Below are 22462 nucleotides of genomic sequence, written 5' to 3' on the forward strand. Positions count from 1 at the left end.
CAAACACTTAAATCTTTAATTTTTTCAAAATAGAATCAACATCAAGATTTAAAACATCTTCGACATCTTTAAATGCTTTATTAAATATTTTTTCTTCTTTTTCATTAACTTTTTCATAAGTTATTTTTTCAAAATTGCCTTTATTATAGATGTTTTCATCAATTTTTATATTGGCAAATTTTAAATTAGGTACTTTAATTTTCTTAAAACCTTCTTCTCTGTCAGTTAATGAATATTTTGAAATTTTTTCTGTGGTTAATTCGTCTTGATCATTTATTACAAATAATTCGCTGTTAGCATAGGTAACTTCACACTCATCAACAATTGTTTCTTTATATTTTAATTGTTCGAAAAGTCTTTTACCTAAGTTTTTCTTAGGTGATTTTTCAATTTCGCTAACTTTTATATTTTTAATATACTTACCACCAGAAATTAATGTAACCACATCTTCATTATTTACAAAAGCAAAGGCTGTTATTTCATCAATTGGTGGCATATAACAAGATTTAGTACCATTACTTTTTGTACCATAAACCTGCACATCGTTTTCACTGTACAATGACGCTAACCCACGTTTGGTAATTAATAAAACATCTTTTAAACCATCACTTAATTTCGCACCAATTAATACATCATTTTGAGCCAATTTAATTGCTGTAAAAGTTTTATTGTTTCTGCTTATTTCAAAGTCTTTTAATGCAACTCTTTTACCTTGACCAAGTTTGGTAAATAAACCAACATATAATTTTTCATTAAAATCATTAACTTTTATTACACCAACTAATTCTTCGCCTGGTAATAATTCCACAAAATCGCTTAAATGCATTCCATATTCTTTTCATTTGCTTTCAACAATTTTATAAATTGGAATTAAAGCATAATTACCAAAATTAGTAAATAAAAGTAATGTTTCGTTGGTATTAGAATTTTGGAAGTAAATTATTCTGTCGTCATCCTTTAAAGCAAAGGTAATTAAAGCGTTTGTATCTTTAACTTTTAAAGAAGTTCTTTTTAAATAACCATGTTTAGTAATTGCTAAGAAAACATCTTCGCTTTTGACCAAATCGCTTTCGTTATAGGCTATTTTGATTGCTTCTTCATGAATTAATGTTCTTCTTGGAATACCATATTCTTTTTGAATTTGTTTAAGAATCTCAATTAATCATTGATTAAAAGCATCCTCGTCATTTAATAAAGTTTCGCATCTTTTAATTTGAGCTTCTAATTCTTCTTTTTCAGCTAAAAAGGCGGCTTTATCAGTTTTACTTAATTTGTATAATCTTAATTCAGCAATTGCAGTAGCTTGGTTTAAGGTGAAACCAAAAACCTTAACTAAATTGTTAATTACACCTTGTTTAGAATCTTCACTTTCTCTAATAACTTTAATTACATCATCAGTTATTTCTGAAACTTTAATAAAACCTAATACTATTTCTAAACGTGCTTTATATTTGATTAAATCAAATTCTAAAGTTTTGGTTTTTACATCTTTTACATGGGTTAAATAACCATCTAGTAAATCATTTAATGAAAGTAATTGCGGAGAATTATCTTTAATTGCAACATTGTTGTAATTGTAATAAATTTGCATTTCTGTTTTTTGTAAAAGATAATTCAAAATTGTTTCTTCATTAGCATTCTTATCTAAAGTAATTAGAATACTAATTCCATTACGGTCTGATTGATCCTTAATGTCAAGTAAACCATTAATGCTTTCGTTCATAATTATTAAATCGATATCTTTAACAAGCTTTGATTTAATAACGCCATAAGGAATTTCATAAATTTCAATATATTTGTTTTTATTGTCTTCAAAGATTTTATATTTAGAAACTAGTGTTAATTTACCTTTACCTGTTTCGAAAGCCTCTATAATACCGTCTTTCCCGTAAATTTGCCCACCAGTAGGAAAGTCAGGTCCTTTAATATATTTTAAAAGTTTATTTAGCGAAATAAATGGATCTTTAATTTTGGCAATTGTTGCATCAATTACTTCAATTAAATTGTGCGGAGGCATTTCAGTGGCAAAACCAGATGCTATACCTTTAGCTCCATTTAATAATAAGTTAGGAATTATAGCCGGTAAAACAACTGGTTCTTTTTCCGAATCATCAAAGTTAGGAGCAAACTTAACAGTGTTTTTCTTTAAATCTTCTAATAATAGTTCACTAATTTTAGCCAATCTAACTTCAGTATAACGCATAGCAGCAGCGGGGTCATCATCAATTGAACCTACATTTCCATGCATTTCTAATAAAGTATGACCCATTTTTCAATCTTGAGACATTCTAATCATTGCTTCATAGATTGATGAATCGCCATGTGGGTGATATTTACCAATTACGTCACCAACAACTCTAGCTGATTTTTTAAAAGGTTTATTATTTTGCAAACCTAAATCATTCATTGAATAAAGAATTCTTCTTTGAACAGGTTTTAAACCATCCCTAATGTCAGGCAAAGCACGTTGTTGAATAATGTATTTAGAATAACGACTAAATCTGTCACTCATTATGGAATCAATATTTTCTTGAATAATTTTGCTTAAAATGTTATCTAATTTTTTTTGCTTATTTTTATCCATAATTCTCCAATTAAATTTCGAAATCGTCTTCTAAAGTAAATTCCACATTTGCGTTAATTCATTCTTTTCTTGGTTCTACATTATCTCCCATTAAAGTTGAAACTCTTCTTTCTGCTAAAGCAGCGTCTTCAATTTTCACTTGAATTAGGGTTCTACTTTCAGGATTCATGGTTGTTTCTCACAACTGATCAGCATTCATTTCCCCTAAACCTTTGTATCTTTGGATCTCTGAATTTTTATATTTTGGCTCTTTTAAAATGTCTTTTAATTCTTGTTCATCTCAGGCATACAAAATGTCATTTTTTGCCTTTGAACTACTAATTTTGAATAATGGAGGTAATGCTATATAAACCTTACCATTTTCAATTAATTCACGCATATGTCTAAAGAAAAAGGTTAATAATAAAATTTGAATATGAGCACCATCTGTATCGGCATCTGTCATGATTATAATTTTTCCATATTGAGCTTTTTTAATGTCAAAATCGTTTCCGATGCCAGCACCAATTGTGTTAATAATTGTAGCTATTTCTTCATTTTTTAATATTTCAAATAATCTAGCTTTTTCTGTATTAATAACCTTACCTCTCAAAGGCAAGATGGCTTGATATCTTCTGTCTCTTCCAGACTTAGCACTACCTCCCGCTGAATCACCTTCAACTAAGAACAGTTCTTTTTCTTCAGGTTTTTTAGATTGTGCTGGAGTTAATTTGCCACTTAAAATTTGTTTTTCTTTTAAAGCGTTTTTTGTGCTTCTGGCTTCTTGACGTGCTTTTCTAGCTGCTGCTCTTGACTCGGCAGCTCTTTTAATTTTGCCTAAGATTTTTTTAGCTAATGGTTTGTTTTCAATTATTCAAGTCTTTAAATATTTTGAAACAACATCTTCAACAACACCTTTTGCTTCAGGAGTTCCTAATTTTTCCTTTGTTTGGCTGACAAATTCTAAGTATTTTTCTGGTATTTTAACACTTAAAATAATTGTCAAACCTTCACGAATGTCTTCGCCATCAAAAGTATTTTTGCCTTTAATTGCTTTTTCTTCTAAAGCGAACTCGTTGAATGTTTTAGTAAAAGCTGTCTTTAAACCCACTTCATGAGTTCCACCATCTTTAGTTTTAACATTATTAACAAAAGACAACATTGTTTCATTGTAACTCTCAGTATATTGAAAGCCGAATTCAACTTCAATTTCTCTCTTGGTATCTTTAAAAGAATAAATGTTCCCTATTGGTTCCTTTGAATCGTTAATAAACTCCACAAAAGCATTTAAGCCATTTTCATAGCAAAATTCGACAGTTTTGTTTTTAATTTGGTCTTCAAAAATAATTTTTAACCCGCTAATTAAAAAACAACTTTCTCTAAGTCTTTCGGCTATTGTTTCAAAATTGAATTTTGCTTTTTTAAATATTTCATAATTAGGTCAAAATTCAACGACTGTACCTTGTTTATTGGTTTTGCCTATTTCCTTGGTTTTTTGAACAATATTGTCACCATTTTCAAAAATGGTTTCATAAACCTTTTTGTCTCTATAAACTGTTGCTATTAATTTAGTACTTAAAGCATTAACGACGGATGATCCAACTCCATGCAATCCACCAGAAGTTTTATAAGCTCCTTCGTTAAACTTACCTCCGGCATGTAATTCAGTGAAGACTAATTCGACTGCTGATTTACCAGAAGGAGTTTTGCCGACAGGTATCCCACGGCCATTGTCTTCAACTTTAACAGAACCCTCTTTGGTTAAAGTGACTTTAATTTCGGTAGCAAATCCAGCTAAAGCTTCGTCTATTGAGTTGTCCACTATTTCTCAAACTAAGTGGTGTAATCCGTTAATGTCGGTACTTCCTATGTACATACCTGGACGTTTTCTAACTGCCTCTAATCCTTTTAATTGTTGAATACTTGATGCATCATATTTATTATTCATAATATTTATATTATGACATTATTTAATTTATTTAATATAAATTTAAATTGGCAAAATAAAAAAGCCGTATGAAACGACTTTAATATTAATCAAGTAATAAAGGTAAATTTTGAAGAGTTCCTATTAAGTAAATATCTCTTAATAGGGTATTTTCAGGGTGTTTAATTGATTTTCATTGGAATAATTCTCTATCCATTTTGATTCATGAATAAACTTTTTGTGTTTCAGCATCAATGTAGAAACCAAATCCTCTGTTTCATAAATCTAAATAATCTACAAATTCAGCAATTTGGTTGTATCCTTCCTTATTTAAGCTCTTTTGGTTAGAAAAGATTTGGTATCTTTGACCTAAATCATATTTAACTTCTGGATCTTTAGCAAAAGTTGAATTCATTGGGAATTTTGGTCCAAATAAGTAGCTTTGTGTAAATTGTTTTGAAGTAATTTTTCCTTCCATGAATAAATAAGAATTCATGTCATCTGCTGAATAACCCATTCTGATATTTTGAATTTTTCAGTTGTCATTCTTGTTTAAATCTTTATTAGCAAAAACACGACCCAAAACAAATTTCATCTTTTGATCTTTAGCAATGTGTGATAAAGCTAATGAATCTGTAACTCAATCAAGTGATCTTCATTTTTTACTTTCTTGTAAATATGCTTTTGGGTTTTCTTGATATTCTTTACTAAATTTGCCACGGTAAGCACCTCTGCCTACATAATTCATGTCATTTAATTGGTATAAAACTTTTAAAAAGTCATCATTGCTGTCAATTAAACGGAAACTTTTAGCTCATTTTAATCTATAAAGGGCTAAAACACCATTTAAAATTGACAATAAAGCAAAACACATTGCAATGGCAAAGAATATTCACCTTAAGTCATACATTTTTTGAGTTCTAGGGTAATAGAATGTTGCTAAGCCTAATAAAAGTAATGCGCCCAATGCACAGACAAAGGCAAATAAAGCAAAAACTATAAATAATGCTAATACTCAATCTCTTTTAATATTAATTCTTGGAACTGCTTTTTGAAACTTTGTATATTTTTCGTCCAAGAATTGTTGATATTTTAGAAGCATATCTCATCCTTTCGATGTTTAAAAATTGTTTATATTTTTTATATATTATACTTTTATTTAATTTTATTTAAATTATTTATTTATATATAAATATAGGTGCTAAAAAGCAGTTTCTAAGAAGTCTAATAATTCAAGTGGGCATTTATTCTCAAAAAGAACTTTGAAAATATTTTTTAAGAATGGAATTTGAATTTCATTATCATCTTTCAAGTATTCGTAAAAAATTGTTGCACTGCGATAACCTTCAATTGTGGTTGTGTTTTCATTTAAGGCTTTATCAATGCCTAATTCGTAAATTTTCATACCGAATGAAAAGTTTCTACTTTTGGTTGATGTACATGTTAAAAATGTGTCGCCAATGCCTGAAAAATCAATTGTTGCTGATTGAACTTTTTTATTGATTGGATAATATTTATTTTTGATTTCATTAATTTCTCTAATTGCTAATGTTAATAAGGCTGCTTCTGGATTTTTGTATGGAAAAATATTTTTGGCAATTCCTAATCCAATTGCAAAGGTATTTTTTAATGCCGCAAATAATTGTGCACCATATACATCTCTACATGGAGTGGCTATAAAATAGTTGTTTTTGAACAATCCTGCTACTTTTTCCAAGTATGTTTCTTTTTCGCCAACTATATTAACCATGGTTAATTGATTATCAAATACTTCAATTGCGAATGATGGACCAACTAATGTACAAACATTTTTTAAATTGTTGCCGAATTCTTCTTTTAAAACATCAGAATAGAATTTTTTGCTTTTTGCATCAATACCTTTGGCAACATTAATTACATTCATTTTTCTATCTTTTAAAACTGCTTTAATTTGTGGAATTACCATTGAAAAAGCTGCCGATGGCACAGCCAAAATAATATATCTCGAATCATATAATGCATCTTCTAAGTTTAATGTAGCTCTTACGTTTCTTGGTTTATTAAACCTTCGCTCGCCAAAATATTTTGAATTAAAACCTTTGTTAATGTCATCTATTTCTTGTTCGTTAATGCCTCACATTGTCACTTTATGACCATTGTTGCTCAACGTTGAAGCTAAAGCACTGGCAAATGCGCCTGTTCCAATAAATGTTATTTTACTCATTTTAATTTACCTCACCTTATTTGATTTTCTTGTCTTTTTTCTCTAATGGTTTTAATGCTGAAAAATTCAATATTAATTTATTTGCTAGTTTATATTTTGGCAAACCTTGTTTTTTATCATTTGCCCTTTCCGCCTGTTTTAAAGCTAAAACAGTCAAAACATGATTTGCTGTTAATAAAGTTGCTAAAATCAAACACATAACACCTAAGATACCAGTTGTTAATGTAGAAAACAAAAAGGAGTTATCTCACTTTATCCCTTGTAAAACACAATAAATCGGTGTTGAAATTGCATATGATATTGCTACACCATAAAGCATAATTATTGAAAATATCTTAAAAATGTTTTTTCTTTTATAAACGCTTTTTTTCTCATGTCTTTTTTCATAAAGTTCATAAAGTTCATAAAAGTTTGCTTCATAAATATGTTTAATGTACATTATTCTCCTTCATTGTATTTAAACAATTATACAAATCAACAATTTGCTTTAATGACAATTCTTGTATTCGCACTAATTCGCCAAAGTTCATTTTTTGATAAGCTTTCTCAATTTGCTCATTACTATATTTTTGTTTAAGTGAAAACTTTAATTTTTTTCTTCTTGCTAAAAAGCATAATTTGAAGAATTCTTTTAATTGTTCGAAATTGTCGTTTTGTTCTTTTTTAAAGGTTAATTTGACAATAGCCGAATCAACTTTAGGTTGCGGAGTAAATTGAGTTTTCTTAACTTTAAATACTTTTTCAACATTAGCAACATATTGTGTTGTTATTGATAATTTTGAATAGTCAGCTTGATTGGGTTGGGCGATTAATCTATCAGCAACTTCCGCTTGAACCATTAAAATAGCCGAATTGAACAAATATCTGTGATCTAAGAGTTTTAAAATTATGTCACTAGTTATGTAATAAGGAATATTGCCAACAACATCATAATTTGAATAACTGGTTAAATTGGCATCTAAAAAATCTTGTAATTGAATTTGGCTTTCTTGGAGGATCTTATTTTCAATTAAATAATTTTTCATGTCTGGATCTATTTCAAAAGCTATAAATTTTTCGGCTTGGTTGGCAATTAATTGAGTTATAGCTCCTAGTCCGGGACCAATTTCCAATATTTTTTTACCTTTTGGTTCAATAACATCAACAATTTTGTTTATTATGCCCTGATTATTTAAAAAATTTTGACCATATTTCTTTTTAGCATCATGCATTTTATTTTTTTCTAGAAACATTTAGATTAAACAATTCCTTTGCATTCTTTAAAACTTGATCAGCAAATTTTTCTAAAGGCATTTTCTTTAAACCGGCAATATAAATAGCTGTATGAATTACATAATTTGAGAAATTCTTTTGCCCTCTTTTGGTTGCTGGTGTTAGATATGGGGCGTCTGTTTCTGTTAAAATTCTTTCAACAGGCATTCATTCTAAAACTTCTATTGTTTTGGTAGCATTTTTATATGTTACTATTCCACTAAAACTAAAATAACAACCTAATTCATAAAATTTTTTAGCTCAATGTAAATCACCACTAAAGGTATGAATCATAAATTTAACAGTTGGATAGTTTTTGATTATTTCATAAAGATCTTCATAAGCATCTCTCATATGAATAACAACAGGTAAATTGTGTTTTTTTGCTATTTCAATTTGGCTAATAAATGATTCTTTTTGCAATTGCTTGTCTATGTCTCAATAATAATCTAAACCAATCTCACCAATTGCTTTGACATTTTCATCAATTTGTTTTTCAAGTAATTCACCGTCTTGTGCTCCTGAAATTTCTGTTGGGTGAATACCAATTACAGGAAAAGTGAAATCAAATTGTTTACATATTTTTTTAACTTCTTCATTTTCTTCAAGGCTACATCCTGTAACCATCATCACAGCAACGCCTTTAGCTTTAGCTTTTTCAATTACATGAAAATTATCTTTGTAATAATGCTTAATCGGATGAACGTGTGCATCAACATATTTAATACTCATTTTTCTACTTTCCTAGACAAAAGTTCTTAAACATTTCATCTAATAAATCTTCATTGTCTGCTCTTCCCGAAATATCAACTAAGTTTGCCCATGCTCTTCTAATGTCAACTATAGTAAGATCGGGGTGTAAACCACTTTCTAAAGTGTTAATTGCTTCAACAATATTTAGTTTAGCTTGTTTGATTAATGATAATTGACGTGCATTATTTACATAATCATCATTATTTAAAGAGGCTAAATTGTAATTGTCTCTTAAAGCCTCTTCTAACTCGTTAATATCACCGTTTTTAGCACTAACATAAACATAATCATCGATATGTTGTTTTGGATTTATTAAATCAGTTTTATTAATAACTTTAATTAATTTTTTGCCTTTTTCATAGGCTTTTTGGTCTACTAAAGCATCAAAATTATTGTTGTCTTGGGTTGGATCTTCAACATGAATAATTAGATCTGCTTTATCAATTTGTTCAAATGACTTTTCAATACCAATTTTCTCGATTTTTCGATCAGTTTCTCTGATTCCGGCAGTATCAATTAATTTGAATAAAATTCCATCAATCTGATATGAAGCTTCAATAATGTCCCTTGTTGTTCCTGCTTCATCAGTAACAATTGCTTTATCTTCTTGTAATAAGCAATTTAAAATTGAAGATTTTCCAACATTAGGTTTACCTAAAATAGCAACTTTAATACCTTCAAAAATTAATCTTGAACTCTCACTCTTTTGAATGATTTCGTCTAATTTTTCATTGAATTTGACTAATTTATTAAGCAATTCTGCACCTAATGCATCTTCAACATCATCATATTCTGGGTAATCAATATTAACCTCTATTGCGCCAATCAAATACATTAATTGTTTTATTAAATCATTGATAAGTTGAGAGGTTCTGCCATCAAATTTTCTAACTGCTAACTGAGTTTGCTTAATTGTTTGAGCATGAATTAAATCATTAATAGCCTCTGCTTTAATTAAGTCCATTTTGCCATTTAAAAAAGCTCTCCGACTAAATTCTCCAGGTTGGGCTAATCTAGCGCCATTAGCCAATAACAATTCCAAAATGTAATTAGTAATTACAATACCACCATGGCAATTAATTTCAACAGTATCCTCGCCTGTGAAAGTGTTGTTTCCAATAAATCATGCTATTAAAACTTCATCAACAAGTTCGTTATTTTTAAAATTATTAATAATATTTCCATAAGTTATCTCTCGATTTTTACCAACTTTGCCAGTAAAAATTTTTTGAACAATCAAAGTGCTCTCTGGTCCACTAACTCTAATAATTGAAATCGCTTGATTTGTTTTTCCGCCAGAGCTAATTGCTGCTATTGTGTCATTTATCATAATAGTATTTTATATTATTAATATATATATTTATGTATAAATTAAGGCTATTTTTGGCATTTTTTAACGTTTTTAAGCATTTATTGAAAATTAGTAATCAAAAACAAACTCATAAAATATATTTGCTAATTAAAAATTAGTGTATTTTAATCAAGCTCTATTGCTTTATAATAAGTCTATGATTAAATTAGTTTTAGCTGGAACTCCTGAATTTGCTGTTCCTATATTTGAAGAATTAATAAAGAATTTTGAAGTAAAGGCAATTATTTCACAACCTGATAGACCTGCAAATAGAGGTCATAAAATTGAACCAACTCCTACCAAAGTTTTGGCTGAAAAATATAATATTAAATGTTTTCAACCAGAAAAAATAAGCGAAATAAAAGAAGAATTAAAAGAATTAGATTATGACTATTTGATTACTGCAGCATTTGGTCAGTACATACCGACAAGCGTTTTACAAATAGCTAAAAAATTAAATTTAAACGTTCATGGTTCTTTATTGCCAAAATATAGAGGTGCTGCGCCAATCCAATATTCACTTCTAAATGGGGATAAAATCACTGGAATTAGCTTAATGGAAATGGTTAAAGAAATGGATGCGGGTGATGTTTTTGCTCAATTAACCTATAAAATAGATGAAAAAGATATTTCCTCAACACTCTTTGAAAAATTAAGTAATTTAACTGCCAAAAATATTGTTGACTTAATCAACAAATTGGATAAAGGCTTATTAATAAGAGAAAAGCAAAATCCAGAATTGGTTACTTTTTCACCAAAATTAAATAAGGAAGATGCACAACTCACAAAAGAATTAAGTTACAAAGAAGCAATCAACAAAATTAAGGCTTTTGCTCTTAATCCTGGTGCTTACATTATTGAAAATGGTAAAAGAATTAAAATCTATTTTGCTACTAAAACACCTGTAAAACAGGCTTTAAAGCTTGAATTCAAAGACGGTTTTGTTTATGCAACGGATTATCATGTAGAAAGCAAAAAGAGAGTAATAATAGATTTTTAAAATTAAAAAATGCAGAAAAAATAATCTGCATTTTTTAATTAATGGCTTGCTTTAGGGTGTTTCAAATAATATTCTTGTTCTAGTTTTGCTACGTTGTCAAAAAATTTGTGTTCTATTTTTCTGCTTCAAGACAATTTAGTTTGATCTATTTTTACAAGTTTTTTAGTTACATAATTGTATGAAAAGACTAATAAAATAGTTGAAGCAATTACTGAGTTTAAGATAAATGATCCAACCACTATTCAATTAGCTAAATATTTGTTGTCGGTTGAATGATATGCTCAATAAGCAAGTCCTAAACCAATAGGAATTATTATTGCAAAACTAATGAAATTTTCTAATGTTGTAGCAATTAAAGATTTTTCAATGTCGTTTGTGCCTTGGAAAACTAATAATGAAGTTACAGTTAATGACATAATGACTAATCTTATAGTTAGAACTCTGATAAAGTTTGCAGTTTCTGCTTTCATTTCGTCTGAAACATTAAGTGCTAAGGTTCATAAATTTCCTGCAGTTAAAGCAACAAAAATATAAACAACTAATGAATAAGTAAGCGAAACAATTAAAGCTCATAAATAAACTTGCTTACATCTTTCAAAGTTTCTTTGGGTATAGTTATATGAAAGTAAACTTCTTGCTCCATCACTAATACCAAAAATAGAAATAATAAATAAAGTAATTATTGGTGTTGATTTTGCTCAATAAAATTGGAAATGTCCAGGGTCAGCAAACGCAGGCTTACTTAAAACAATGTTTATCATAGCAAATGAAAAAGCGACACCAAATGATCTAATGAAGCCACTTAAACCAAGTAAAAAAGTTGGTCCAAGCAATGATTTATTAAATTGGAAATTGAATAATTTGCCCAATGACATTCATATCTGTTTTTTACGGTGTTTGATTTGAACATATATTACATATGCTGTTAAATTAAATGCTCAACCTATTATTGTGGCAACTACTCCGCCTAGCACTCCCATTTTAAATACAATTATCAATAAAGCATCTAAACCAATGTTTATAAAATTAGCCAAAATACCTATAAACATGACGTAAAAGTTAAATCCTTCAGCTCTTATGAAGTATGAAAATAATGATACTAAACCTTGTAAAACTGTTCCGGCAGCATATATGTAAACATAATGGTTAGCTCATTGAATACTCAATTGATAAGCCGCATTATAGTAATCTTGTAAATGATTTAATTCTAATTGATTCATTCCGCCTGAAAGTGCTTTTGAATTTTCCAAAACTGTCTTACCAGCTAATAAAGCTTGAAATCCTGCAGCAGTAAAAATCAATGAACAAATTGTGGCAATTAATGACAATGTAAAAGTACATCAAAACATTGTTGCTCAAAGATTTTTAGCAGCTCATTCTAACTTTTTAGACAAACATTTTGTGTAATAAACAGAAGCTCCGACAGGGATTAAAAATACTATTGAGTTTGAAAAAATTATTAAAGGCTGAAATGCCGCGTTTGTAGTAGAAACAACTGTATTAGACGTTATAGTTGTTAGCTTCGTTATGCCTTCAATCGAATTGTATTTTTGTAAAAGTGCAAAATATTCATCAAATGAAGCGGTATTACCAAACGATAAGAATGGCATTATTTCTCCAATTTGATTGTTGCTTAAAACTATTCTTGTTCTCGGAACAAATTGCTGAATGAAAACTTGATCAGCAAAAGAATACAAACCAATCATTAAAGTAATCATTAATGAAGGTATCGCAACTATTCAAATTGCTTTTTTTACAGGGGTTTTGGCAAAAAGCTGTTCTGCTCTTGAACTATCCTTAGTTTTTGAATTCATCTTTCTCTCCTTTCTATAAATTAAAAGCAAAAGCATAACATGCTTTTGCTGGTGTTTAAAACAAATGGTGCCGACAACAGGACTTGAACCTGCGACCCCATCCTTACCATGGATGTGCTCTACCTGCTGAGCTATGACGGCGTTTGTAATTTTCATTATATCAAAAATAAAATTTTTGACTAAAAAATGCGCTTGATCAAAAATTAAAAAAAATTATATAAAGAAGCGTTATAAAGCCCAGTTTGCTTGTATCGCTTATTTTTTAACACTTTTAGTATAAAATTTAAGGCATATTGATATTAATATATAAATATATTTCTAAATTTATAAGAGGGTATTATGTGAAGATTATTTAAAGAAGTTTTTAAATCTTTATCAAAAAACAAGGTAATGGTAATTGGTTTAAGCATTTTAATATTTTTAACCGCAACAGTTTTTACACTTCTAACTAGTGTTAAAAGTTCAATGGTAAGAAGTTTTGATAATTATAAAAATGTTTCAAAATTGCATGATTTAACAGTTGATATGAATTTACCAACAACTGGTTCTGCCTATAATCAAGGTTATTACATCAACGGTGAATCTAATTATGAATTATCAGAAAAGCCAATTGAAGAAAGAAAATACGCACCAATAGAATACAAAATTAATTACAATAAATCTTTCAAAACTTCTGAATTTGATGATTGAAAGAATTTTTTAAATGTTTCTTTATACAAAACAATAGATGGTTCAATTAAAGAATATGAAAATAATCCTTTAGGTACAAACATACTTTATCCTGAAGGGATTACAACTGATTTTATTTCAACTAATTTAATTAAAAATGCTGAATTAAATAGTTCTTTAAACGACAATAATTCATTTTTCAAAAAAGAAGATTTAATTAGTCTTTATCGTTTTTCACAAAATGACAATACCAATGTTGTTTGAAATTTAGAAAACATAAATAACCCATATTTTACATTTAATAATGAAAGCTACAAAATTCCTGTTTATAAATATGAAAACGGAAAATACGTTAACAAAGTTGAAAATTTAGAATTAACCACCGATTCTAATGTTATTTTTGATGCTAATTACAAGTTGGGTAATTTATTACATTTATCTTTTGATGGAGAGCAAAAATTAATTTCTAGAATTAGTCCTATTTTCATTAATGTTGAAAGCAAACAAGCGACCTTAGATTTTGCTAAAGGTATAGGCTGAATAAATGAAAAGGTTGGAATCAAAATTGAACCTGAACAAATAGCTAATTCTTTAGGATTTGTAAAAAGTGATAGCTCTGATTATATTTTTGTTCAAAATGACACTAACAAAGATTTATCAACTTTTATAAATTTTGACGAAACACAAACTTTACATGAAAATCTTGATTTAAATAGTTCATTTTTAGCTTCATTCTTTTTTAATGAAGCTCAAACTGTTGATAAAAACATTTTTTACACTTTCAGAACTGAAAATTATTTAATACCACAATCATGAATTGCTAATCAACAAAAAGAAATAAGTTTTTTAAGATTTAATTACTACATTTCTTATGTTGATAAAAGAATTGCTCCTTTAACTGGAAAACCAAGTGACAATTTAGAAAAAAATTTTGCAAAAGGCAGATGAACTGGTTCATATAAAACTTTTATTAATTCTTTAGGTCCAATTGATCCACAAGACGGTTCAGAAAGAAATGAATTATGGGATCGATTAGAAACATTTTCTTACTGAAAGAAGAAAATGGTGGAAAAAGTGTATACATATACAGCTTCAAATGGCGAATGAGTAATAAATAAAGTGAATCCGGTTTTAGTAAAAGCACAAGAAGTACAATTAAATCCTAATTATAATTTCATGGAAAGTGAATATATTAAATTATTCACTTCTGACACTCGTTCTCTTCCAGTTGAAAGAGATGGTTCTTTTTATGCTATTGACGAAAACAATGCTTTATCAATTAAAGAAATTGAAAAAACCACTAATCCTCGTTTATCTCAAGACTTACTAAATAATTCTGAAGATTTTTACAATTCAATAAGTGATCAAGAAATTAAAAACAAAAGATTTGACATTATTAAAAATAATGCCCTTAATTTAACAAAAAATACCATAATCAACAATATCAAAGAAAAAATTGGTGAAAACAACATGGGGCTAAGACAAAGTTTTACTGTTGATGCCGTTAATGATAATGGTGTAAAAAACGCCTTTCACTTTATTAACACAGGAAATGAAGAATATGTAGTGGGCGGTGTAAAACAAAATGTTGGTAGATTATACAATGAGAATTTTGATCCAACATTATTAAATACTTATCCACATGCGGCACTATTCTATACAGATTACCAAATTCCTCCTTTTGTTGCTCCTGGAATATTAGTGCGTTCTCTATATAATACTTACCCAAGTCCAAAATATATATCTCCTGTTATTTCTTATGAAAATGTTAGGGATTATAACAACATAACTAAAACTTACTTTGATCGTCCAAACACTAAGATAATATGATTAAATAAGTATGTTGAAGATCAAAGCTCAATAGAAAATGAAACACAATTACCAAATTATGAAGAATTTAACATTGGGGTTTATGGAATAGCAAACACTTTTAGATTAGTTAGAAAAATGATACAAGACAATGGCGAAGTAACATATCAAACAATATATCTCGATAAAAATAATATTGCACCAATGAGACAGTCAGATTTCTTTGCCTGATTATTGAAAAACAATGTAACTGTGGCCACCAAATTTATTAAAACTAGTGGTGACGGGTGAGTAAAAAGAAATAACTTTACATCGTATATACCATTTTATTATTGATCAATTAGATCAGATATAAATAAATTTGTAGCTCAAAACGCATCAATTGCCCCTTTAGTTCAAGAAGTTGAAAAAATTTTACTTAGTTTTGATTTTGTTAAAAAAGGTTATTTAACAAGCGAATCAATTTATCGTTTAACTCCTTTAGTAGAAAAAGCAGCAATAGAAAGCAATATTACTTCATTAGTTACAACCGGAAAAACAGACAATGGAGTTATATTTAAATTTGTTGCTAAATTATTGAATTTAATGGTTAATGATAGCTATGGAAACTTGCTTGAAAGTATTCTTAAAAATTTAATTACTAAAGTAAGAGACACAATTTTAGAACATCCTACTTTAGAGGGACAAAAAGATTATTTAATCAAACAAATTAATAACTTATTATTAACTTTTGCCAAATTAGATGGCAAAAATGAATACGATACGACGCTCGCTCCTGCTATAGTAAATATATTTAAAGAACCTGCTGTTATAACAGAATTTTTACTAAAAGTAATTGACTCAATCGATACTAAAAAATTCGCTAATTTATTAAATGAATGATTCATAAATAATGAAAATTCAACAGAAGTTTATAAAGAAAAAATTACAACTAGTGTTTTAATTGAATATTTAGTAAATAGCATTGATGGAAAATCACTTCAAAATTCATTAGTTTATTTAATAAATAATCTCAATTTAAATAAATTGCTATCAATAGAAAGTGGATCACTACTAAATAAAATATTAGGTAATAATTCACAAGTTTACAATATTGTTCAAAAACTATTGCCTAAGATCGATAGAGATAAAGATGGTCAATTTACAAATGTAAAAGAAGCTTTATCTTCTCTTATTACTAGTTTTGATTTCAATTATTTCAATGGCAATTTCTCATCAGTGATTGAAAGAAACAAAACAGATTATAAATATACTGTTGAATCTGAAAATGGACTTGTAGAAAATACACAACATTTCGTTTTACCAACATTTAATAAAAATGCTCTTATCGTTTTACTAGTTGAATCAATGTTCAATGTTTCAGGTTCAAGTAAAAGTTTTAAAAACAACATTATTAAATTATTCAACCTTTCAGATAAAACTACTGAAATAACTTACGACAACCAAACCATTTGAATTCCGGCAAATGATGATGAAAAATTATCATTATTTGACATTGTCAATGCAATAAGCGGTGGTGGAATAACAACTACTAGTGCAAATAGCGCCGAAGAAACCAATGGTGTTAACACACCAACTTATGGTTATCAAAACTATAAATTGGCTTTAATAACTGAAAATATTTTGACAAAAGCTAAAAACATTAATGACTCTATAGTTTCGATAGATTTATTCAATAATGAAGAGTATAGCTTTATTAATAATTTCATTACAAAAGAAAAAACAATTGATAAAAATCTTCTAATAACCAAAACTACTAATTTAAATAAATTTATTATGCAAACAATTGGTGGTTTTAATAAAGTTGAAGATCAAAGCAAAAAAACTGGTGCAGACTTAATTAATGACTTAAGAATGTTTTATGGTGGTTCGGCATTTAAATTAACACTTAAGACATTAATTAATCAATTGATTCCTTTCACTGTTTCTGATCCATTCATTATTGGTGATCAAGCATTCTCTATTTACACTCCTTATTTAAGTATGTATCAAGTTCTTGACGCTAATCAAACTGAAACAAATAAATTTGTAAGAGATTTCTTGGACTTATCTATCAGTGCTGAAATGTTAAAATTAAGTCAAGAAGCAGACGTAAATGCTAATATTCCATTTAATACATCAACAGAATTTTATTTAAATAAATTTTTATCAAATCCTAATGATGTTACTTTATTTAATCAAGATGAAAATGGCAATTTTATAAATCCATTAATTGCTCAATTTGTTGAAAACAACCCTAAATTTAAAAAATATGTTGAGAATAATAAAATTCAGTTAATTGTACAACTCGGTTATATTGGTCAAAGTGCTAAATATAGTGCCATTAGTTCTGAAAACCCTGCAACAGCTTCTTATTATGTTGCTATTAACAGTTTTTATGAAAATTATTTATCATCTTCTGAATTTTTTGCAATAAGAGAAGATTCTGTTTTAATTGCTAACTCAATTAATCGTTTCTTACCATTAGAATTCGTTGGCATTTCAAGTTCACTTCTTAACCCTGTGCTAAGATTATCATTCCCTGAAATAGCTATTGCTTATTTAGCAGTACAAAGACCTAATAATAATCAAGCTGATTTAATAAATGGTAATTTAGCATACTTGGTTATGGATAAATTGGCTAATTTAGAACAATTAGGTACTCGTAATTCAAGCCAAAACATATTATTTAAACAATTATTAGACAGTTTCCAAAGCATACCTTCAGTAAGCAAGCCAATTAACTGAAGTGAAACAAGAAACCTTGTAATTGATGCAAATTATTTTAATTATTTAAATAGTTTAAATGTTCCATCAGTTTTTGATATTAACTTGCTTAAATTACAATATGATGCTATAACTTCAATTCTAGAAGAATCTGTAATTAATGGAGTTGTTTTCGATAACCCTCGTTCATACTTGGCTAAAGTAAATTTTGCTTACTTAGCAAACAATAATAAATCAATATTTAGCGGTGAGATTCCAAATAATCCGGCCACTGTTGCCAAGTTCATTAATTCATTAGATGACAAATACACAATAAATATTAATGGTATTAAATTTGTAATTATTGGTGTTGAAACTACAGTTGATTATATGTATCCTGTACTTGATGAAAACAATCTTCAAGTTAATACTACAAACCAAGCATTGGTATATGTAAACGAACAAGGTTTCCAAAGAGTTAAAAATGCTTATGCAACCAATGTTGTTAAAGAAGCATTATTACTTAAAAAGCCAAGCAACATTAAAAACATTAATACATTTAAAAATGAAATTAAAGAAATCGTCGAAAATGCTATTCCTAATAATAACAATTTAGAAAGAGTGTTTTTAACAGATGAAATTGACACAATTAACCCTGAAAGATCAATTAGAATTACGGCTATTACTAAAGTAATTGAAGGTATAAGTTTAACTACTTCAGCTCTTGTTCTATTATTTAGCTTCTTAGTTATTGTTTCTATTATTTTCATTATTAAAAGATATATTGCATCTAAAAATAAAGCTCTTGGTATTTTGATTGCTCAAGGTTATTCACCAACACAAATCGCAGCTTCATTAACTGTTTTTGCAATAGTAACTGCAATTATCGGTGGCATACTAGGTTATGTTGTTGGTAACAAGCTTCAATTTGTTGTTTTAGATACATTCTCTGCGTATTGAACGCTACCTAAAAACACATTGATGTTTAATCCTATAGTTGCCTTCTTTACAGTAACCACGCCTTGATTAATAATGTCTATTATTATTTATTTAGTAACAATTATCACTCTTAGAATTAAGCCATTGAACTTAATAAATGATAGTTCATCACTACCAAAAAGTAAATTCTTTACAGTCTACAATAAAATGATTAGAAAATTTGGTGTAAAAACTAGATTCTCATATATTTTGTCATATATTGGTATTTGAAAATTAATTTCATTTATGGTTTCTATTGTTCTGGTTACATCTGCATCGCTATTCGGTTTAGCCAACAGAGGCGTGTTCAATGATACGATTAATGCAACATATGAAAATAGAAATTATAAATTTAAAATGGATTTAGAGACACCAACTACTGAAGCTGGAGTATTCAAAACTTATAATGCATCTCATTTAGAAAATCTTATTTATACTCCTATAGGTACACTTAATGAAACTCTTGCAACCAAACAAGATTATTTAAAACCAGGTTATTCATCAATTATTAACTTTAATAATGCAAATGGAAATCCAAGTGTGTTAGATCCACATGTAACCTCTCAATTCTCATTGGATATTAATATTAATAGCGCTATTTCTATTAATCCATGAGAGGTATCTTATAATTCAATGCCTGACACTCAAAAAGGTAGAATAAACACTATTAGAAATGCAGTTGGTTTCGAACTACAATGAACACAAAATAATCAAGTAGTAGACGGTAAGACTTATAAATTTGTTTACTATCCATCGACTCATGAATATTTACTTGAAAATATTGATAATCCTAATGATAAACTCGACTACTTTGTCTATAAACAAGGCGCATTAGAATCACAAGGTCATTTTAGATATGCTAAATATGACGGTGAAAACTATAATATTGTAAACATAACAACAGAAGATAGAGATAAATATCGTCAATTCTTAGTTGAAGGTTATAGACAAATCTTTAATATGGTTGAAAATGAAAAACTTCACGGCATCACTGATGAAGATTATGCCAAATATATGGAAAGAAGTTTATTGTCAACTCGTGGCGAAAAAGTTCAAGTTCAAAAAAGTAAATTCTTTGAAAAAACAGTAAACGATTACTACATTAGTTTTAGTGGTGTTTTATTTGATGATTCAACTGATGAAACTTATTCATATGCTAAAACTGAAAAAGGAAACCTTTACGGGTTCAAATCTGATAGTAAATTTATTAAGTTAAAAGATTTAAATAACATTGACTTAGTGGAAGCTATGTCTAAATTTGAAATTGATCCTATCGATCCTGTTTATCCATTAGTTATAAACCATGTTGCAGCAAATAAATATAAACTTAAAGTTAATGATTTAGTGACATTTACCCCTCAAAATCATGTAAATAGATATATTGATAAAATAACTGGCGAACAAAGCGCACAAGAATATAAATTTAAAGTTATTGGAATAAACTCAACTTATATTAATCAAGAATTATTAACAACTCAAGAAATAGTTAATGAAATGATTGGTATCAATAACATTGTTCCTACTGAGCTTAAAAATAATGGTTATGTACCATTCAATGGTATATTAACTAACAATGAAATACCAAGCCAACTTTTATCATCAACAGCTTTATACTCAACAAGTAATTATTGACCAATTATTACCTCATTTGAAGGCGGAACAGAAGCTGAAAGAGAAAATATTTATCAACAATTATTTGACTATAAAAAAGATGAAAATGGTAAATTCAATGGTTTATTTATAAATAATTTAATTAATGCTGGAATATCAAGTGAAAAAGCTCTTGAAATATTAAGTGATTTCATTAGCAACGGAATTAAAAATCCTAACGACACAATTGAAGCAGTCTATGAAAATGGTAAAAGTACTGCTGGAGACATAATTAATAATTTTGCCAAAATTCACAATAACACTCTTTACTCATTAGTAGTTACATCAATTGATTCGAAAGATATTGAAGTTGGCTTCACTGTTCAAATTGGTGAAACAGTAAACAACATAACAATAGGTATAATTGCTATTACGTTATTGATATCATTAACAATATTAATAATTATTTCTACAATTATGATTGCTGAAAACAGAAGAAACATTGCTGTGTGATCTATACTAGGTTACACAGAAAAAGAAAGACTTAGAATGTTCTTCTCTATCTTTATTCCATTTATTGCGCTTGCTATTGCTATTTCAATACCAATGGTGTTATTCTTAATTTATGCATTTAATACCTTTATGTTATCAGTTGGTTCGATTGTCTTAATGCTTTCGCTCAAATGAACACATGTTTTAGGTATTTCACTTGTTGTGCTATTAGTATTCTTCTCAACAACTTTAATTACATGATTCTCAATTAGTAAAATGAAAGCAGTTCAATTATTGAAAGGTTAATTATGAAAAAACAAACAAATAACAATACAAAAAACAAAAAGAATAAAGTTTCTGTTTTTAAACAAGAACAAATAGTTGAATCGCATACTAAAGAATGAGAACTACCTAAAGAATTTAAAAAAGAAAAAATAACTAGAAAAAATGTAGTTCAATTTTTGTCTAAGTTCCCTGAAATTAGAAAAAATGTCATTGTTCCTAAAAAAATAAGTAAGCTTTTAAATAAAATCGGAAACAAAAAACGCCCTAAACCTAAAAATGCTAAATTCTCCAATGCTGAAAATAATATTATTGAAGTTAAAAATGTTTCAAAATATTATGTTAACGGCAATGAAGTAAGCAAAGTTTTAGATAATGTTTCTGTAGAAATTAAAACAGGTGAAATTATTTTAATTTTTGGTGTTTCCGGAGGCGGAAAATCAACGCTTTTAAATTTAATTTCTGGTCTAGATAGGCCAAGTTCAGGTGACATAATTGTTTGTGATTATAATTTGCCTTATTTATCAAATAGTAAATTAACTATGTTTAGAAGAAGATTTGTAAGCTTCATTTTCCAAAGCTATAATCTTCTTGATAATTTAAGTGCCTATGATAATGCTGAAACAGGAGCATATTTACAAAAAGACCTAAATCGCCGAGTTAATATAGTAGAATTATTCAAAAACTTTGAATTAACTGAAGAAATGAATAAGTTCCCAGCACAATTATCTGGTGGTCAACAACAACGTGTTTCAATTATTCGTGCTTTAGCAAAAAACGCTCCAATAGTGTTTGCCGACGAACCAACAGGTGCTTTAGATACTGGAACTTCTCAAATCGTTCTTAAAACATTATTTGATATTAATCAAACTAATAACACAACAGTTATAATGGTTAGTCACGACCCTAAAATTAAGCCAATGGCAAATAAAATTATTACAATTGCCGAAGGTAAAATTCAAAAAATCGAGACAAATGAAAAACCATTACATCCGGATAACTTTTATAAAGAATAAGAAAGCCGTTTTCGGCTTTTTTATTTGCATTTTGGTTAATTAGGCCGCTAAGTCCTTTAAGAGCAAGTCGGCTTCTTTA

12 protein-coding genes and 1 tRNA gene are annotated in these 22462 nt (G+C 28.2%); 3 read left to right on the forward strand and 10 right to left on the reverse strand.

The window, feature by feature from the left end; translation table 4 throughout:
* Positions 1-7 precede the first annotated feature (7 nt).
* The 8 genes from parC to mnmE form a co-directional block, all read right to left on the reverse strand.
* A complete protein-coding gene (gene parC / locus T395_RS0100820; protein ID WP_029512617.1) occupies positions 8-2584 on the reverse strand; it encodes a DNA topoisomerase IV subunit A in 2577 nt (858 codons plus the stop codon).
* 10 nt (positions 2585-2594) lie between these two features.
* Positions 2595-4511, reverse strand: coding sequence for a DNA topoisomerase IV subunit B (parE, locus tag T395_RS0100825; protein ID WP_029512618.1), 1917 nt, complete (start codon positions 4509-4511; stop codon positions 2595-2597).
* Positions 4512-4596: 85 nt separating this feature from the next.
* A complete protein-coding gene (locus tag T395_RS0100830) occupies positions 4597-5592 on the reverse strand; it encodes a hypothetical protein (protein ID WP_029512619.1) in 996 nt (331 codons plus the stop codon).
* 99 nt (positions 5593-5691) lie between these two features.
* Positions 5692-6693 (reverse strand): NAD(P)H-dependent glycerol-3-phosphate dehydrogenase, encoded by a 1002-nt coding sequence (locus T395_RS0100835; RefSeq protein WP_029512620.1) that lies wholly within the window; start codon positions 6691-6693, stop codon positions 5692-5694.
* Between the two features lie 16 nt (positions 6694-6709).
* On the reverse strand, positions 6710-7132 hold the full coding sequence (locus tag T395_RS0100840) for a hypothetical protein (protein ID WP_029512621.1): 423 nt from the start codon (positions 7130-7132) through the stop codon (positions 6710-6712).
* Positions 7122-7925, reverse strand: coding sequence for a 16S rRNA (adenine(1518)-N(6)/adenine(1519)-N(6))-dimethyltransferase RsmA (rsmA, locus tag T395_RS0100845; protein ID WP_029512622.1), 804 nt, complete (start codon positions 7923-7925; stop codon positions 7122-7124). The genes T395_RS0100840 and rsmA overlap by 11 nt, the downstream gene beginning before the upstream one ends.
* Positions 7906-8676 carry a TatD family hydrolase gene (locus tag T395_RS0100850; RefSeq protein WP_029512623.1) on the reverse strand — a complete coding sequence of 257 codons (771 nt, stop codon included), beginning with the start codon at positions 8674-8676 and terminating at the stop codon, positions 7906-7908. Before T395_RS0100850 ends, rsmA begins: the two co-directional genes overlap by 20 nt.
* 4 nt (positions 8677-8680) lie before the next feature.
* The gene (gene mnmE, locus T395_RS0100855; RefSeq protein WP_029512624.1) at positions 8681-10027 is read right to left on the reverse strand and encodes a tRNA uridine-5-carboxymethylaminomethyl(34) synthesis GTPase MnmE; all 1347 of its coding nucleotides are present in this window, start codon (positions 10025-10027) and stop codon (positions 8681-8683) included.
* Between the two features lie 178 nt (positions 10028-10205).
* Between mnmE and fmt the strand changes: the two genes are divergently transcribed.
* Entirely contained in the window at positions 10206-11048 is an 843-nt protein-coding gene (gene fmt / locus T395_RS0100860; RefSeq protein ID WP_029512625.1) for a methionyl-tRNA formyltransferase, read from the forward strand.
* Positions 11049-11086: 38 nt separating this feature from the next.
* On the opposite strand, the gene T395_RS0100865 is transcribed toward fmt, so the two are convergent.
* Entirely contained in the window at positions 11087-12862 is a 1776-nt protein-coding gene (locus T395_RS0100865) for an MATE family efflux transporter (RefSeq protein ID WP_029512626.1), read from the reverse strand.
* A 65-nt stretch (positions 12863-12927) separates the two neighbouring features.
* Positions 12928-13003: transfer RNA gene (locus T395_RS0100870), tRNA-Thr, on the reverse strand.
* A gap of 198 nt (positions 13004-13201) precedes the next feature.
* Between T395_RS0100870 and T395_RS0100875 the strand changes: the two genes are divergently transcribed.
* Together T395_RS0100875 and T395_RS0100880 are read left to right on the forward strand one after the other, a co-directional pair.
* A complete protein-coding gene (locus T395_RS0100875) occupies positions 13202-21391 on the forward strand; it encodes an ABC transporter permease (protein WP_029512627.1) in 8190 nt (2729 codons plus the stop codon).
* 2 nt (positions 21392-21393) lie between these two features.
* Positions 21394-22383 carry an ABC transporter ATP-binding protein gene (locus tag T395_RS0100880; RefSeq protein WP_084273304.1) on the forward strand — a complete coding sequence of 330 codons (990 nt, stop codon included), beginning with the start codon at positions 21394-21396 and terminating at the stop codon, positions 22381-22383.
* Positions 22384-22462: the final 79 nt, after the last annotated feature.

The sequence above is a fragment of the Mycoplasmopsis iners ATCC 19705 genome, from assembly GCF_000701805.1.
GTDB lineage: Bacteria > Bacillota_I > Bacilli_A > Mycoplasmatales > Metamycoplasmataceae > Mycoplasmopsis > Mycoplasmopsis iners.